Genomic DNA, 17,399 nt, shown 5'->3' with positions numbered 1-17,399 from the left:
CAAAGTTAGGCAGAGATTAGGGGCCCTTTGGAGGAGTTTGTTAAACGGGAACAGTTTTTAATTTCCAGACCTTCTCTGCATACTCGCGGATGGTTCTGTCGCTTGAGAAGAAACCAATGCGAGCCGTATTTAAAATAGCCATTTTAGCCCAGCGAGCTTTATCTCTGTAAACTGTATCCACTTCCAGTTGCTTCTGTTTATAAGATTCAAAATCCGCCAAAATCATAAAAGGGTCCCCACCAGTAAGAAAACTGTCCCTCAGAGGACTCAAAGCACCGTGTTCATCAGGAGTAAAATAATTGGAGCCAATCCAGTCAACCAATGTGCGAATCTCCTCGTTTTGTTGATAATAATCATGGGGATTATACCCCTTTTTCTTGAGCTCTGTGACTTCCTCTACAGTCATGCCAAAAATGAAAATATTCTCATCGCCGACCTGCTCTTTGATCTCAACATTAGCGCCATCAAGGGTTCCAATAGTTAGCGATCCATTCAAAGCTAGTTTCATATTACCTGTCCCTGAAGCTTCCTTGCCTGCGGTGGAAATTTGTTCTGAAAGATCCGAAGCAGGTATGATTCTTTGAGCCAGAGAAACTCGATAATTAGGTAGAAATATAACTTTGATCCTGTCCTTCACCTTAGGGTCATTGTTGATCTTCTCACCAACTGCATTGATTGCCTTAATAATACACTTGGCCAGGGCATACCCAGGTGCCGCCTTGGCTGCGAATAGGTACACTCTTGGTTGAATATCTAGATCGGGATTTTGAAGGATACGGCGGTAAGCAGAAAGAATATTCAGCAAGTTAAGGTGTTGCCTTTTATATTCGTGCAAACGTTTGATCTGGACGTCGAATAACGCATGAGGATCTACGACGACGCCGCATTCATTTTTAATGATTTCTGCTAAATCCACTTTATTTTCGTGTTTTGTGGCCATAAATCGCTCTTGAAAAGAAGCATCATCGGCAAAGGGTTCTAGTTTTCTTAGTTCGTCTAAATTTCTTGCCCATTCCGTTCCTATGTGTTCAGTGATCAGAGTAGATAGGCGAGGGTTACAAGCCTGAAGCCATCTCCTAGGAGTGATACCATTTGTGACATTGACAATTTTGTCAGGATTTAGTGATTCAAAATCTGCGAAAAGAGTTTGCTTGAGAAGTCTTGAGTGAAGGGCAGCAACTCCATTAACGGTATGGCTACCTACCACGGCCAAGTAAGCCATTCGCACCATTTTTTCTCCGGATTCTTCGATGAGTGACAAGCGGCGTTTCATTTCATCGTCACCTGGCCATTTTTCTTCTACTTCTGCGAGAAATCTTTTGTTGATCTCATAAATAATTTGCATGTGTCTTGGCAAAACTTTCTCAAAGAGACCAACACTCCATTTCTCTAGGGCCTCAGGTAAGAGCGTGTGATTTGTATAAGAAAAAGTACTTGTCACGATAGACCAAGCTTGTTCCCAAGGTAGCTTGTCTTCGTCATGGAGTAGGCGCATGAGTTCGGCAACTGCTATAGCTGGATGTGTATCATTGAGCTGTATAGCGACTTTTTCGGGGAAGACTTTCCAATCCCGGTTAGATTTATGAAATCTTCTGACAATATCTTTCAATGAGCAGGAGACAAAGAAATACTGTTGAACTAGCCTAAGCTCTTTCCCATTTTCCGTGCTGTCGTTGGGATATAAGATCTTCGTGATCGTTTCAGCAAAATTCTTATCTCTAACGGCCTCGCTGTAGCCGCCTTGATTAAATGCAGCAAAATCAAAATCCTCGGTTGACCCAGATTCCCATAATCGCAAAAAGTTTACAGTAGGAGTCCCGTAACCGGGAATAGGTATATCATATGGTGTTCCTAGAAGTTTCCATGTGTTTACCCATTTAGCGACATAGCTCCCCGAATCATCAAAGATATTTTCTACATTGCCATATAATTCTACTGGAATCGCGAACTGAGGTCGGCAAATTTCCCAGGGCACACCGAATTTAGCCCAATCATCGGGTAATTCGACTTGATGTCCGTTTTGAAACTCTTGCTTGAATAAACCATATTCATAGCGGATGCCATAACCAATAGCGGGGTAATCCAATGTTGCTAAAGAATCCAAAAAGCATGCGGCTAAGCGGCCTAGTCCCCCATTGCCTAACCCCATGTCATATTCTTCATTTCGAGCTCCCTCAACATCAAAACCTAATTCTTTCATAGCGGTTTCCACTTCTTCATATACTCCCGCGTTGTAAAGTGAGTTGGTAAAGAGTCGCCCCATCAAAAATTCTAGAGAAAGATAATAAACCCTGCGCACGTTCTTCTGGTTATGGACTGCTTGTGTGGCAATTAAACGCTCCACAATGCGGTCTTGAATAGCGCTACAGGTTGACAAATACCAATCACGCCTTGTTGCGGTATGCCTATCTCTAGCTAGTGTAAATTTCAAATGACGGAGAATGTCCTCTTTAAAGACTTCCGGGCTATTTTCTAAAACCGAATGAAAAGACGTATCTGTACCCATGATTGTCTTTTAACTAGCGGGAGGCAGGAAGTCAAAGAATTAGAATCATGGTTCCGGCAGAGGCGTTGGTTCCGCATGAGGTTCAGGCGTGGGGTTTTTGTCTTCAACAACAATCTCTATATCTAGGCCCTCATTAGAAAATTTTTGATTTACCAGAGTGATTGTCACCGGGAGATCTAGTTTAGCTTTTAGTCTGTGTGTTCCAGCATGAGTAATAGACGAAACATCTAATGGAAAACACTTCAGTCCAGGACTCTGCTCGAATTTTAAGTCGCGGACTTCGGCAAACACTTGGGGCCTTAGGAGTTTAATGGAAACGAGTTTTAAAGATTCATTGAGCTCTGTAATCTCAGGAGGCTTCACATCAAGTTGCAATCGTTTGATTTCCGCTAAAACTAAGCTGATAGAGACTGGCTTGATATCTGTGATCTCTAACTCGGCAGGTAGATTTTTAACCATGTCCTTGGAAAGATTGATCTCATGGGCCTGGTCACTAGCTTTATATTGAGATATATCCAAAGTTAGAGTGAGTTGCTCAGGTATCGTAATGTTTTCAGGATATTGGAGCAGAACTTCGCACTCACTAGGAGGGGTTTCGCCCGCAAAGAATAAATTTTCTGGCTTACCTGTGTAACTAATGGCCACTTTGACTAGCTTGCTGGCTTTATTCTGGCTGGCTAATGCTAGCTCAACTTTGCGCTTCTCTTCAATTTTATGTCGCTCTATTTGAATGCTTCCAGCAAGTGATATACCACAGGCAATAAGCCATAGAAGCAAAGAGACCATAATGGATTTCTTAGTCTTTGATTTGTTTTCGCCTATTTCCATATAGTCAATAAGCGAAGACTCCAAATCTTCCTCCGTCTTGGATGGGAGTACTTTCAAAGCACCTTCTTTGGCAAAAGATACGGATCCTCTTTCCTCCGAGACAACTATAACATGAGCATCGGAGCGTTCGCTTAGGCCTAGTGCAGCCAAGTGCCGTGTTCCAAGTTCTGAGTCAGCACCCTCGGCCGAGGCTAAGGGCAAGACAGCTCCTGCACGAACGACACGGTCTCTATTGAGTAGGACCGCGCCATCATGCCTTGGGGATTTAGTGTTAAAGATGGACAGTAAGATTGTCTTACTGAGTCTAGCATCTATTTCCTCACCACCACTAAGGAGGCTTTCAACGCTGTCTGCCTGAGGTATCACAATTAACGCGCCTCTTCTTTTCTGTGCCAGTTCAAACAAGGCATCGGATAATTCCCTGATGACTTCAAAAGTAGCTTCTGCTTTCCATCCGAAGATATTCCCATGGCTAATAGCTTGGTGGATGCGACCTAATTCAGGTAAGAAGGAGAGAAAGAGAATAATGAGAAGTGGTCCGGCAAGGGCCAGCATTAAGTAGAAGGAAAAAGGTAGATCAAAGTGAGCGACTAAATAGCCACTACATACCAAACCCAACAAAGCTACTACAAGCCAGAATAGGCGGTTGTAAGTAACAAGCCACCCTAATACCATCCTTAGTAACAGCGCGCTTATCGCTATATCTATGGCTATTTTCCAAATATGTATACCATCCATATGGTGTTTCTCACAAGCATGCTAACCAGCAAATACTAAGGCTACATAAATACCCAATTCTTAATCAGTAAGTATAATAGATATCGTAGACGTTACAACCATCACGCATCAACAAAGTTTTATATGGCAAAGAAAAATAACAATGGAATATGCTATAGAGCTCTACAAAAGGAGGTGATGTAAAATTGAAAGAGTTAACCGGACAGGAAAAACCTTTCCAGATAGCTAGATAAAGCCTAAGTCCTTTAGATCTTTAAAATTGCTCTGCCCTGACGAAGCAACCATCTCGACCATAAATTTAAGTAGGCTTACTTCCCAAGCGTCGTCCACTCCCTTCATAACCACTGAGAGAGGGTCATTCTTAGACTTTACCTCGGTACAGACTTTTTCACAGACTTCCTGAATGGGCTCGTGCAGTTGGTAGAATTTCAAATCTTTCTTGGAGAGATTGAAGCCATACTGTAATACAGCAAGCTTGCGCAACTTTGGTCCTAAGGCATCGACAAAAGCTTCACCTTCTTGGCCAAAACCTTCTAGTAAAAGTTTGGACATTTTTTCGGGAGTAATGATATCGGGCTTTTCTGCAACTATCTTGCCCTGGCGAACATTGGAGTGGTTGATGTTGTCCATCTCCTCAGTGACTAAGTAGTAGTTCAAAATAGAGGTGCCGAATGTCTCGAGACGTCGCTCAGGTTCGAGTAACATCTCAGTATTCTCTAAGGCATAGTGGAAACTGTCTAAATTCCGCATATTATTTAAATTTACAGCAGATCTTTGGATTAACCATCAATTTCTATGAAAATCTCTATAAAGCTAGACAGCCATTGGGCTTCAGCTAGAAGTTTTCAGAGATATTGAAAAGTAAATGAAATAAAAAATTTATGCCAATACTTGCCACGGACCTTGACCGAACCTTATTTCCCAATGGAAAACAGCCATATGACGATTCAATGGCAAAGCTTAAGGAGCTTATAGAGAGGCATAAAATGACGTTAATCTACGTTACAGGTAGGAATGAGCAACAGATTCGAGAAGGGATGTCTTTGTACCACCCTCCGCTACCTAGCTATGCAGTTACTGAAGTGGGTACAAAGGTCTACCAAGTAGATACGGCAAACGGAGAGTTTATAGAAGAACTAGGTTATATTGAAAAGATAAGGCTTCTAACTCCCACATGGGATATAGATAAAATAAAGGAGGAACTTTCCCAAACAAGGGATTTGAGACTGCAGGAGGCACACCACCAAAATGACTTTAAAGCAAGTTTTTTCATTGATAACCTTTCTCAGGCGAGGTCAGTCATTAGCAAAGTGCGTCAGGTCATTGGTCGGCTCTGCTCAGACGCCGATGTTACCTACTCAGTTGATGAGATGATTGGTATTGGATTGTTAGATATTATGCCCTCAAAGGCTAATAAAATGGAAGGTCTTGAATACCTTCGTCAAAGGAAAGGATTGTCCAAAGAAGAAATTATCTATGCGGGCGATTCGGGTAACGATATTTCTGCCCTAACCTATGGTTATCGTTCCATCTTGGTTGCTAACGCGATTGATGAAGTAAGGCAAGAAACTAAAAAAGTGGGAGAATCTAATGGTGTGATCGATAAAATATACTTCGCCGAAGGCAAAGACGGATTGAATGGGTGTTACGCTTCAGGGATTATTGAGGGCCTCGAACACTTTGGTTTCCTCTAATCGTTCATTAGTATTTCGATTAGATGAGGGACTGCAAATTTGGCATAGAGCAACTCTTAGAAACCGCTCCATCCGTTAGCTTTTTAACAATTGCCAGATACTCCTCTGCAGTAGAAAGAGTTTGCGTCTCACGGCGCCAGACCTCTTTCTTTGGAAAATGCTCGCTATAACCAGTAAGCATTTTTCGAAAATGCAAACAAGCATCCATTTCTCCATAGTACTTAAGTGCTAATGCAAAGTGCTTGTGCATAAACATGATACGTTGTTCTAGTGTCGGTTCAGGAATTAGTTCTCCCCTGGTTAAGTAATGCAGGGTTTGCTTAAAAAAAAATGGGTTAGCTAATGCTGCTCGGCCTACCATGACTCCTTTACAACCCATTTCATTAAGCATTCGATTAGCATCTTTGGGGGAATGAACATCTCCATTACCGATGATAGGGATACTCTTTACAGAATCTACTACGGCTTTAATTCCTTCTAAATTGACGTTCCCGGAAAACCCTTGCTCGCGAGTTCTCCCATGGATGGCTATAGCAGCTACCCCCATCTCTTCTAGTCGTGGTGCAATGCGATGGGCATTGATGGTATCGTCATTCCACCCCAATCTCATTTTTACGGTGACAGGTAAATGGACCGACCGAACAATAGCACCCACAAGTTCCTCAGTTAATTCCTCATCTTGCATCAAAGCGGCTCCGCCACCTTGTCGAGTAATCTTGTCAACTGGGCATCCCATGTTCAGATCGATGAGATCAATGCCTAGGTCTTCCAGAAATTTTGCTGCATCGCATAACTCTTGTGTTTTAGAACCAAATAGCTGAACGCCCAAAGGTCGATCCTGGCTGCAAGTAGATACCATCCGAATTCCTTTGGGGTTCATTTCCAACAAGGACCTGGCATTGACTAAGTCTGTTGTCGCAATAGATAAGCCCCCTAGTGATCGTATGGCTACGCGAAAAGGTAAGGTTGTGTAACCAGCCATAGGAGATAAAAAGAGAGGGGACTTCAAGCAAAGCTCCTTGAGATAAAGTGAGTAGGTTCCCTTCTTCTGAGGGATCTTTTCTTGGTGACTAAGCATCGAGTGCTGGTTGCTCGTTCATAAGGTAATCACCAATGATGAAGACGTAGAAATCTTTAAATCCAGCCTATATCTGTCTCAGTAGGTTGTGAAGGCTTCCGACTAGTAGACAGGATTACCCAAACCGCCAGCGCCACCTATTATACTACCGGCAGGACCCTTCCCTTCCCAACCCTGGGGTTTGTTCCAAGGAAGAGTAGAGACGCGTTCTTCTTCATCACCACTGGTTGTGGCACATGAGCAAAATACTTGCAGAAATAAAAATCCTGTAACACAAAGAAATATTCGAGATAACATACTACTAGTAACTTGTCAGAAAATGACTTGATCGCCAACCTGAATTTCACTTTTCACCCAATCAGGTAGTATGTCAGCAATTGCTGTATTAGCCTCTACGGAGACAGTGCGAACCTTGGCGATTAAATCATTCCCACGATAAACGGTAAGGTCAATACCATCCACCAATCTATCATCCTTACCCACATTGAGAACTACGAAATTCCATTCTTTGTTAATGGCGACTATTTTTCCGGATAGCGACAGAGGCGCGCGTTGTTCCTGAGATAGTTGCTCTAGCTCTTGAAATTTCTGAACTTTATTGCTGAGACTGGCTATTTTATCATCTAGAATATCTTTCTCTGCACGTAATATCTTGAAGGCTTCATTCCGTTCATCCAGTTCTTGAGCTACTGCCGCAGGGTCGCGTCCTTTTAGCGCTTCATCGATACTTTTAAGTTTGCCTTCAGCAGAAACAAGCTTGCCTTGCGTCTCTTCTAGCTGGCCGGTTGTTTCATCGAGTTTGCGTTTGGTTGCTGTGAGATCAGTTGTTAGTTTTTGGACATTGGATTGAGACGTATCGTAATCGGTTTGTAGTTGAGCATAGGCTTTATCTAGTTCAATTTTTTCGTCCTGAAGCTCCTGTGTAAAGGCACTAGCTCTTTGCAAAGTAGCATCTGGTTCACGAGGATTGGTCATAAAATCACCGGTGTAGCCACCCCAAACCTCCGCCCGTTTCAGCGTGGCCTCAACCTGGCTTAACTGCGTTTGATACTGCGTCTTCTTCAGACCAATCATAACGCCCAAAGCTATGCAACCCACGCTAATCAGTATCGTTAAGATAGGAAAGACTTTTCCCGAATTTGACATTATTAACTCCTGTATTCTCTCTATTTGTAGCTACTTACGTAGAATTCTATAAAACTGAATTTCTGTCAATTATAAACATTTACCATTTTGCGCGCCTGTGAACCTCACCAAGCGACTGCTTCCAATTTTGTCCCTGAAGCTCAAGCTCTCTCTTGAGCCAATCAGGGTCTACTGAGACGGCTCCAAGCGACTCAACAGTCTTCCTTTCCACTCCATCAGCGGTTACAACCCATACCAAGCTACGTTTGGCCTCTTCCACTTGAGCGGTTAGCCTCTCGATAAGTCCATCTGCAGTCTGGTGGGCTTTTGCATACAATATAACCATTTGTCCAGCCTGAGGCTTTTCGCATTGGCCTTGCTTACCATCAAACACGAGGGTCACCAACCAGTCAGTTGTATCGTGTAACTCTTTTAGACTGCGAATTAGAAGACTGCGAGCTTTTCTTCTATCTTTTTCATGAACACGCCGCAATTCGGGCCAGTGAAAAATAACACTGTGTCCGTCGACAAGAAGATATTGTCCTGAAGTCTCCATAGTCTGCCAAAATCAGAAATCGCTTTAAAACAAATTTTTCCTAGAAAACGGCGGATTTAGTTCCCAGTTAACTGAAGCCAAGGATTTGTGACTTATTTTCTAAGTCAAGTGAAAGAAAGAAAAAAAGCACGTGAGCGTAGGCAATGACCATCTTAGAGGATAGAAATAGGTATTGATATGTGACTATTTTTCTCAAATTGGTTTTTCTTCTTGTCTGTAGAATTCCAGAAGATCTAATAGCACAACACATGATCAACAACGGCACTACATCAATGGATTCAGAACTTCTTTGGAACAAGGTATGCCATGAGTTACAAAATTTAATTTCACCGGATGCGTATCAACGTTGGTTCTCTCCCATCACGGCTTGTGGCTATGAGTCGGGGCGTCTTACACTTGGGGTTGATAATTCCATCTATCAGTATTGGATAGAAGAAAATTATCTTGGCCAGTTAAAGCAAGCTGCTGAGCTTGTCATAGGACAGAATGTTGATGTTGTCTTCGAATCTACAGAATCAAGCCCCTCTCCTAAAGAAGACTCTCCAAAGACAGAAAATCCTATACCCGTAGCAGATGTGCAAAGCACTAGACATAAGGATTACCGTGCTAAACTCAAAGCCAATTATGAATTTAGGAGCTTTGTTGTAGGTGTAAATAATCAGTTTGCTCATGCAGCTGCCTTGGCAGTTTCTGAGTCACCATCTAAAGTATATAATCCTTTGTTTATTCATGGTGCTGTAGGTTTAGGTAAGACACATTTAATGCATGCGGTAGGCCATCACATTATTCAACGCAAACCGAGTGCAAAGGTCGTTTATGTAACCTCAGAGCAGTTTACCAACGAGTTTATTGATGCAATTCAGCACGGAGAGCTTGTGAAGTTTCGTCGCCGCTTTCGTCATGCGGAGGTGCTTTTAATTGATGACGTTCAGTTTTTTTCAGGAAAAGATCGCTCACAGGAAGAGTTCTTTCATACTTTTAATGCGCTCTTTGATGGTAATAAACAAATTGTTCTTTCCAGTGATGCACCACCTAGTGATGTGTCGAATTTAGAGCAAAGATTAGTGTCGCGTTTTGAATGGGGACTCACTGCAGAGCTGCAACCGCCAGATATTGAAACACGCTTAGCCATACTGAGGGCTAAGGCGCAAAAGATCAAAGTTCGTCTTGGCGACTCTGTCCTTCTATTTATAGCAGAGCGGGTGAAAGCGAATATTCGTCGTCTAGAAGGTGCGCTTAATCGTGTTGCCGCATGGGCTACGCTCAATGACCGAAAGATCACCCAGGAACAGGTAGAACATCTTCTAAAAGATTTTATTCAACAAGAAGCACGTCAGGTTATCACCATCGAAGGAATCCAAAAACGTGTGGCAGAGCGATTCGATATTCGCATGACTGACATGACCAGCAAGCGTCGACCAGCCAACATAGCGGTTCCCAGAATGGTAGCTATGTATCTAAGCAGAAGGCTTACCGCAAAGTCCTTACAAGAAATTGGAGATGCTTTTGGAGGACGCGACCATGGAACCGTTCTTCACGCATGCAAGACTGTGGAGGGCCGCATAAATAGCGACGAAAAATTTCGCCAGTCTGTAGACTACGTGACCACCAAACTTGAAGGTGTCAAATAAGCTTTGCTTGCTCTAAAAGCTCATGGCACACCTTAGTGCTGTCAAAATGCTTTTTGGCAAATGCTAGCGCGGAATCACAGTGATGCTTATAGTTTTCTTTCATTCTATCAAGGCACGTTAGACAGTCATTCATCGTGACAAAAGCAAAAACCCCCTCGCCGCTGGGCAAAACATCAGTCCAGCCTGTATCTTGAACTAAAACGGGCTTCCCCGCAGCTAGATAGCAAGCGCTCCGGCAGCTGAACCACCCTGTTCGCCCCTTAACAAAACCGTGCTTGGCGATACTCCATTCTCCATATGATGCCCCTATAAAATCACGGTAGCTCCAGTGATTTGGTATCGACTCATCAGGTTCCAGAATATGCCACCCTTTGCTTTTCAAGTGCTCTGTAGGCCTTTCTGCACCAACACCTTGACCCATGGCAACAGAGAAAGAATGGTTGGACTTGGCGGGTAATTCTTCAAATTTTTGAAACTCTTCGCTCTTTTGCAGATATGCTTCTCCCTCCCAGATCATAGGTTTATAGCTCATCCAATTCATAACCGTTGTCCACGATTCGCTAAGACTTGGGAATGAATTTTGTTTCGGTTCAGGAGATGCTTTAACAAAGTGGTCGCCTTCTCTTTTCCAATACTCAAGTGCAATGGGTTGGACGGTCTTTTTCCATTCAATGCCCGTATCAGGCGCCAGGCAGTCTGGCTCGCCTACTTTTAGTCCAAAGGTGAAATGCGAATCATGAGCCAGCAAACGCTTGGTATAATCTGACTTGGGGTCTCTACATATGCCGGCTTGGCAAAACATAGGGTCACCATCAATAAACATTTGGTGCTTGATTCCCAAATCATAGTGCTTAAGCCAACTCGCCGTAGAAACATTTACTAGCAAGTCACCTTCGCGCATGAGTTCCCGTGCCATGGTCTCCCCTAAGCCATGGAAAGATCCATCTGCTGCATTTCTATAAATCCAGCGGTCCTGTAGACTAAACTCACTCATCATTTTTGATAAAAAGTGCACGTTGTATGTGCAGTCCTTAGAAATGGTCTTATTGATCGGGTCGTAAGGCCAAGCGCCAGAGTCTTCCAGGTAAAAGACATCGTGCCCTAGATTACGAAACCCAATGACATACTGTATGTAGTCCCAAACGACACCGCCAAAGGGATATTGTCCAATCAATCCAGTCACAATAATCCTCATGGCATTGAGAGTATCAGGCTGTCTCAAGCTTGCTACTATAAAGCAAAGTTATGGGGCTAGTATTTATTGATGTATTCACACTTCCCTAATTCATGATCGCTCGCTAGCCTCCTCTTTCTTAAGGCTATGTCAGAAAAACTTACTCCAATGATGCAGCAATATCGGAAAATTAAGTCCGAGATACCTTCTGATGCTTTGTTACTGTTTCGTCTGGGAGATTTTTTTGAGATGTTTTTTGAAGATGCTAAACTGGGCGCATCTTTACTCAACTTAACTCTGACTAAGCGTAATGGGGTGCCTATGTGTGGTGTGCCACATCATGCTGCAGAAGGCTATATCGGCAAGCTCATCCAAGCTGGACGCCGAGTAGCTATTGGAGACCAAGTATCTGAGCCTAAGCCTGGACAAGTAGTTGACCGCGCGGTAACCCAAATTTTTAGCCCTGGCTCAGTGGTCGACCTTGAACTGACCCAGCCGAAGGAAAACCGTTTTCTGGCAGCCTATTTTAAAGCGGGCGCGAATTATGGCTTTGCCTATTTGGATATGACGACGGGTGAATTCCGCCTAACGGAATCGAAAGATCAGCGTAGTATTCAGGACGAACTTCTGCGCCTCCAACCTAAAGAACTTCTTTACCCATCAGACGCAGAAAAACCGCACTTACCTGAGGGAATTAATCCAGTTCTGACTCCCTATGACGACTGGGTTTTTGAGTTTGAGTTTGCTCATTCAACTTTATGCGAACATTTCAAAACGCAGTCCCTGGACGGTTTTGGTTGCGCGGATATGACATCTGCCACCGCATCGGCCGGGGCATTGCTTCACTATGTAACGGAATGCTTGCGTGGGTCGGCCGCACATGTTCGCCACCTTCGCCCATACTTAACGAATGACTTTTTGGTGCTTGATGCAATTACCCAGCGTAATTTGGAAGTTATCTCGCATCACTCAGGCTCCGCAAGTGACACCAGCTTGCTCAAGGCGATTGATCAAACAACTACAGCTATGGGAGGGCGAGAGCTGCGTAATTGGCTTCTTCATGCACTGAGGGATAAATTACAAATCCAAGCACGTCAGCATGTGATAAAGCGCTGGTTAGAGGACATCAGTCGGTTGGAGGATTTTAGAGAGAGACTTAAATCAGTTCGCGATTTAGAAAGGCTTATTTCTCGTTTCGCTCAAGGATCTGGCAACGCGCGGGACCTTCATTCACTGCGGCAATCTCTGGAACAAATTCCCGAATTGCAGCGACTTACTATCTCCCTGGAAACCCCTTTTACGGAAAAGCTAAAAGACCAACTTACGCCTATCCCGGAATTGGAAAAACTCATCTCAGAAGCGATTCATCCCGAACCGCCACTTGCTATCAAGGAGGGATCTTTGATCTGCGATGGCTATCATGCGGATGTCGATGAACTTCGTTCGGCAACAAAGGATGGAAAGGCATGGTTGGCAAAATTTCAGGCCGACGAGCAAGAGCGCACAGGTATTAAGTCTTTGAAAGTCCGTTTCAATCAAGTCTTTGGCTATTACATTGAAATTACCAAATCTAACTTGGATCAGGTTCCTGCTCACTACATCCGCAAACAAACCATGGTAAATGCCGAGAGGTTTATTACGCCTGATTTGAAGGACATAGAATCTAAGATACTAGGGGCAGAAGAACGTGTGAAGCAACTGGAATACGAACTCTTTCTAGAAATTCGCGACAAAGTTGTAGAGGCTACACCTAGGATTCAATTGCTAGCTAGGGCAATAGCACAGTTAGATGTTTTGGCATCTATGGCTACTTTGGCGAGATTGTACAACTACCGCTGTCCCGTGATTTCTAACAACGGGAAGCTGGAGATTATCGAAGGTCGCCATCCCGTATTAGAACAAATTCCTTCGTCAGATAAGTTTGTTCCCAATGATGTGTTACTAGATGATGGAGATAATAAGCTAGTCATTTTGACAGGGCCTAATATGGCGGGTAAAAGCACATATATACGACAAGTAGCTCTCATCGCTCTCCTTGCGCATACTGGGTCCTATGTGCCAGCCGAATCAGCATCGGTTCCTCTGCTGGATCGTATTTTTACTCGGGTTGGTGCGAGTGACGACCTATCACGTGGCCAGTCAACCTTCATGGTGGAGATGAATGAAACCGCTAATATTTTAAATAATGCAACAGAGCATAGCTTGGTTATTTTAGACGAAATAGGGAGAGGAACATCCACCTTTGATGGTCTTTCCATAGCCTGGTCTGTTGCTGAGTATTTGCACAATGAGCTTAAAGCTAAGACGCTCTTTGCTACACACTATCACGAGTTGACGGAATTATCATTATTGCTTTCTGGCTGTAAGAACTACAACGTGGCCGTGAGGGAATGGCATGATCAAATTATTTTCCTACGCAAGATAGTTCCTGGTGGAACAGATAAGAGCTATGGTATACAAGTAGCACGCTTGGCAGGTCTTCCTAAAATTGTTTTGGAACGTGCGAAGGAAATCCTGCGCAATCTAGAGGAGGAAGAACTAGATGCTACAGGTAAGCCTTATCTTATTTCTAAACAACAGTCAAATGAAGCCTCGCAAAATAAAAAAAAGAAACGAGCTAAGCAAAAGGAATATATCCTTCCAGAGCTCGATCTGTTCAAGCGAAGTTAAACGGATAGGGCCTAAAGGCGCCAGTGCCTTGAAATGATATGGCTACATACACCACAATTTTAAATGCCAGTATACCGGCTTTTCTTATCATAGGGCTGGGCATGTTGTTGCGTAAGCTAGGGGTCATCAAAGAAGAAAGTAATCAGTGTTTTTTGAGTCTCTTGATTAATTGCTTGATTCCTTGTTTAACACTAGATGCCCTGGTAGGTAATGAGAGATTAGAAAATGTAGAGATACTAATTTTAACACCACTGGTAGGATTTCTAAGTGTTGCTCTGGGTTTGGGTGTGGGGATAGTTTTAGCTAAAGCAGGAAAGCTCAAAGAGCCTGCGCAGATCAATGCGTTTGCCTATTGCATAGGCGTTTATAACTGGGGTTATATTCCCATTCCTCTCACCCTTGAGCTTTTTGGACAAGATACAATGGGCGTGCTCTTTCTTTTTAATATGGGTGTGCAACTGGCCATGTGGTCTATTGCGCTTGTTCTATTAACGAATCACCAAAAGGGAATAAGGAGCAATAGTTCACATATGCGCTCATTGCTCATACTTTTACTGAATCCTCCAATCTTAGCTATTTTTATTGGACTTATGCTCAATGCTACCAATGCGGAAGCTTGGCTTCCCAAAGCCGTGCAAAGTTTTCTATCTATAACTGGAGCAAGCTCTATACCCATAGGCTTATTACTGGTTGGAGGATCTTTTATAGATGTCTTTCGCAAGTCTTCACTACTAAGACCTATAAAAGTAGGAGTCCTAAGTTTGTTGGGTAAATTAGTAATTATTCCAGCAATCCTCTTACTACTGCTTGTCTTGGTTCCTCTTCCTCTGGAATTACAGCGAGTCTTGGTAGTTCAGGCAGGGATGCCCTCGGCAGTAATGGCCATCATTTATGCCAAGCACTATCGAGCTGATGAGCAAGCCACAGTACAATGCGTTGCCTATACGTCGCTCTGTAGTCTTATTACCATTCCGCTTTTTATTCAATTTGCTTGTCAGTTGCTCAATATTTCTATTTTGCCAGCAAATGGATAAAATAACCCTCTGTTTGATAATGGACTGTGGTGCTTGATTTTTAAGAGCATTGGCCGATATTTAAAGTAAGCATTCATGACTGACACGATGGTAAAAACAAAAGTTAACTCCTTCATGGAGGACATCTGTCATCGCAACCCCGGCGAAAAAGAATTTCATCAAGCAGTGCAAGAGGTGGTGGAATCTCTGATGCCCTTTGTCTTAGAAAATCCAAAGTATTTAGAAGCCAATCTATTAGAGCGACTCACAGAGCCGGACCGCATCATTATTTTTCGCGTGTGCTGGCAGGATGATAAAGGAAATATTAATGTGAATCGTGCCTGGCGTGTGCAATTTAATAATACGATTGGGCCCTACAAAGGTGGATTACGTTTTCATCCCACGGTTAACCAAAGCATTTTAAAGTTTCTTGGTTTTGAACAAACTTTCAAAAATAGTCTTACAGGTCTTCCAATGGGGGGAGCAAAAGGTGGCTCAAATTTTAATCCCAAAGGCAAGTCTGACAGTGAGGTCATGCGGTTTTGCCAAGCTCTTATGACAGAGCTTCATCGGCACATCGGAGAACATACAGATGTTCCTGCGGGAGATATGGGAGTAGGCGCAAGGGAGATCGGTTATCTATACGGACAATATTTGCGGATACAAAATCGCTTCACTGGGGTGCTTACCGGAAAAGGACTAACCTTTGGTGGAAGCTTAGTTCGCAAAGAGGCAACAGGTTACGGCACGGCCTATTTTATGGAACATATGCTTAACCATGTGGGTGACACAGTAAACGGTAAAACCTGTATTGTATCAGGTTCTGGCAATGTTGCTCTTTACTGTATACAAAAACTTAATAACCTTGGTGCAAAAGTAGTTGCTTGCTCCGATTCCACAGGGTTTATCTATGATAAAGAAGGCATCAGAGAGCAGAAACTTGATTGGCTAAAAACCTTAAAGGAACAACGACGTGGTTCTATACGGGAATACGCAGATCATTTTAAATGCGAATTTTATCCAGGCAAAAGGCTTTGGTCTGTGCCATGTGAATTAGCATTTCCGTGTGCCACCCAAAACGAATTAGATGAAAGCGATGCCAAAACACTATTAAGCAATAAGTTGATAGGCGTGGCAGAAGGTGCCAATATGCCTTGTGTTCGGGAAGCGGTCATTGAGTTTCAGAAGGCGGGCGTGCTGTATGGCCCAGCTAAGGCAGCCAATGCTGGAGGGGTGGCCGTATCTGGTCTTGAGCAAAGCCAGAACGCTCTTAGAATTTCCTGGCCTTTTGGAGAAGTTGACACCCGGCTACAAGAAATCATGCACAATATCCATCACAAATGTGTGAAATACGGCACGCTTGATGAAAGCAAGAATCAAGTCGATTATGTCAAGGGAGCGAATCTAGCGGGTTTCATTAAAGTTGCTGATTCTATGTTGGCCTACGGGGTTACCTGATTCATCCATCCTCCTACGTGGCTACTCTTGCACCCCCTCTTCGAGACCAACCCATCACCTCACGACTCCTGCCACCCCGTCATCCTCCGGCTCGACCGGGAAAGCTAAAAAATTAGTGCGGAGCACCCTACTGCTTAGATCGGGGCTAGTGTCAGGGGATCAAAGCTAAAAAATTAGTGCGGAGCACCCTACTGCTTAGATCGGGGCTAGTGTCAGGGGATCAAACCCAGTCCTTTCAACATTTTCAAAAACACAAGAGTTCACCCCGGATCAAATTTAAAAGCATCAAAACTCATGTAAGCACTTAGCAATTAGGAGATTAAGCATTGATGCAAATACCGAAATAAAATTTTAAAATAGATAATATTATCCAATAACGCAACTTCTGTTTGACAAAGTAATCGCGATTAACAATTCTGTCCTTTTGTGTTTGTAAAAAGATTTACCCACCCATCCAGTCAAAAAATGATCACGACCAAAACCAATGAAAATGATGAGAGCAAAAAGAGAAATAGGCATTAACGTAACAAAGTGGCTACTTCTGCTGGCATTAAGCATGTTCATAACCTCTGCATCTGCACAAGTATTGCAGTATGAGTTTGAAGAAGACACGGGCTTAACCACCAGCGATTTGACTGGAAACGGATACACCGGCCACCTCATGGGGGGAGCCGCTTTTTCTTCCGGAACGCATCCCAGTAGCGGAGGCCTCTTGTTCGATGGGAGCAATGACTATGTGGCTATTAACAACCTTTTCTATCAAGGGACTAACTATGCGGCTTTTTCTGTGAGCTTCTGGATGAAGACCACAGACAAGGGCAGCCAAGTGATCGCTTCCTTTGATCGGGATGAATATTGGCGAGTGGAAATCAATGGGCCAAGTGCCGGTCAAGGAGATGTAGGCTTTACCGTAGCCACCACTTCGGGG

General features: G+C 43.5%; 14 protein-coding genes. 6 read left to right on the top strand and 8 right to left on the bottom strand.

The window, feature by feature from the left end; translation table 11 throughout:
• Positions 1 to 40: 40 nt before the first annotated feature.
• From AAGA18_00070 to AAGA18_00060, 3 genes are all read right to left on the bottom strand, one after another.
• Complete coding sequence (locus AAGA18_00070; protein ID MEM9443719.1) at positions 41 to 2,506, bottom strand: glycogen/starch/alpha-glucan phosphorylase; 2,466 nt, start codon at positions 2,504 to 2,506, stop codon at positions 41 to 43.
• Between the two features lie 45 nt (positions 2,507 to 2,551).
• A complete protein-coding gene (locus AAGA18_00065) occupies positions 2,552 to 4,072 on the bottom strand; it encodes a DNA integrity scanning protein DisA nucleotide-binding domain protein (GenBank protein MEM9443718.1) in 1,521 nt (506 codons plus the stop codon).
• Between the two features lie 225 nt (positions 4,073 to 4,297).
• A complete protein-coding gene (locus AAGA18_00060) occupies positions 4,298 to 4,822 on the bottom strand; it encodes a hypothetical protein (protein ID MEM9443717.1) in 525 nt (174 codons plus the stop codon).
• A gap of 131 nt (positions 4,823 to 4,953) precedes the next feature.
• On the opposite strand from AAGA18_00060, the gene AAGA18_00055 reads away from it, so the two are divergent.
• Complete coding sequence (locus AAGA18_00055) at positions 4,954 to 5,766, top strand: HAD-IIB family hydrolase (protein ID MEM9443716.1); 813 nt, start codon at positions 4,954 to 4,956, stop codon at positions 5,764 to 5,766.
• Positions 5,767 to 5,785: 19 nt separating this feature from the next.
• Here the strand turns inward: AAGA18_00055 and dusB are convergent, their stop codons facing one another.
• From dusB to AAGA18_00035, 4 genes are all read right to left on the bottom strand, one after another.
• Positions 5,786 to 6,844, bottom strand: a complete 1,059-nt coding sequence (gene dusB, locus AAGA18_00050; GenBank protein ID MEM9443715.1) for a tRNA dihydrouridine synthase DusB — start codon at positions 6,842 to 6,844, stop codon at positions 5,786 to 5,788.
• 102 nt (positions 6,845 to 6,946) lie between these two features.
• Positions 6,947 to 7,141: a hypothetical protein gene (locus tag AAGA18_00045; protein MEM9443714.1), complete on the bottom strand. Its 195-nt coding sequence runs from the start codon at positions 7,139 to 7,141 to the stop codon at positions 6,947 to 6,949.
• Positions 7,142 to 7,156: 15 nt separating this feature from the next.
• Positions 7,157 to 7,990 carry a hypothetical protein gene (locus AAGA18_00040; GenBank protein ID MEM9443713.1) on the bottom strand — a complete coding sequence of 278 codons (834 nt, stop codon included), beginning with the start codon at positions 7,988 to 7,990 and terminating at the stop codon, positions 7,157 to 7,159.
• Positions 7,991 to 8,069: 79 nt separating this feature from the next.
• The gene (locus tag AAGA18_00035; GenBank protein MEM9443712.1) at positions 8,070 to 8,525 is read right to left on the bottom strand and encodes an NYN domain-containing protein; all 456 of its coding nucleotides are present in this window, start codon (positions 8,523 to 8,525) and stop codon (positions 8,070 to 8,072) included.
• A 272-nt stretch (positions 8,526 to 8,797) separates the two neighbouring features.
• On the opposite strand from AAGA18_00035, the gene dnaA reads away from it, so the two are divergent.
• Positions 8,798 to 10,156: a chromosomal replication initiator protein DnaA gene (gene dnaA / locus AAGA18_00030; GenBank protein ID MEM9443711.1), complete on the top strand. Its 1,359-nt coding sequence runs from the start codon at positions 8,798 to 8,800 to the stop codon at positions 10,154 to 10,156.
• Here dnaA and AAGA18_00025 read toward each other — a convergent pair.
• The gene (locus AAGA18_00025) at positions 10,149 to 11,378 is read right to left on the bottom strand and encodes a hypothetical protein (GenBank protein MEM9443710.1); all 1,230 of its coding nucleotides are present in this window, start codon (positions 11,376 to 11,378) and stop codon (positions 10,149 to 10,151) included. The two genes, dnaA and AAGA18_00025, sit on opposite strands and share 8 nt — an antisense overlap.
• A gap of 99 nt (positions 11,379 to 11,477) precedes the next feature.
• Between AAGA18_00025 and mutS the strand changes: the two genes are divergently transcribed.
• The 4 genes from mutS to AAGA18_00005 all read left to right on the top strand — a co-directional run.
• Positions 11,478 to 14,000, top strand: a complete 2,523-nt coding sequence (gene mutS / locus AAGA18_00020) for a DNA mismatch repair protein MutS (protein ID MEM9443709.1) — start codon at positions 11,478 to 11,480, stop codon at positions 13,998 to 14,000.
• A 38-nt stretch (positions 14,001 to 14,038) separates the two neighbouring features.
• A complete protein-coding gene (locus AAGA18_00015) occupies positions 14,039 to 15,034 on the top strand; it encodes an AEC family transporter (GenBank protein MEM9443708.1) in 996 nt (331 codons plus the stop codon).
• Between the two features lie 75 nt (positions 15,035 to 15,109).
• Positions 15,110 to 16,471, top strand: coding sequence for an NADP-specific glutamate dehydrogenase (gdhA, locus tag AAGA18_00010; GenBank protein MEM9443707.1), 1,362 nt, complete (start codon positions 15,110 to 15,112; stop codon positions 16,469 to 16,471).
• A 490-nt stretch (positions 16,472 to 16,961) separates the two neighbouring features.
• The coding region (locus AAGA18_00005; protein MEM9443706.1) for a hypothetical protein at positions 16,962 to 17,399 on the top strand (438 nt) is incomplete at its 3' end.

It is taken from the genome of Verrucomicrobiota bacterium (assembly GCA_039192515.1).
Lineage (GTDB): Bacteria > Verrucomicrobiota > Verrucomicrobiia > Methylacidiphilales > JBCCWR01 > JBCCWR01.
This window is presented reverse-complemented; position numbering and strand designations above follow the sequence as displayed.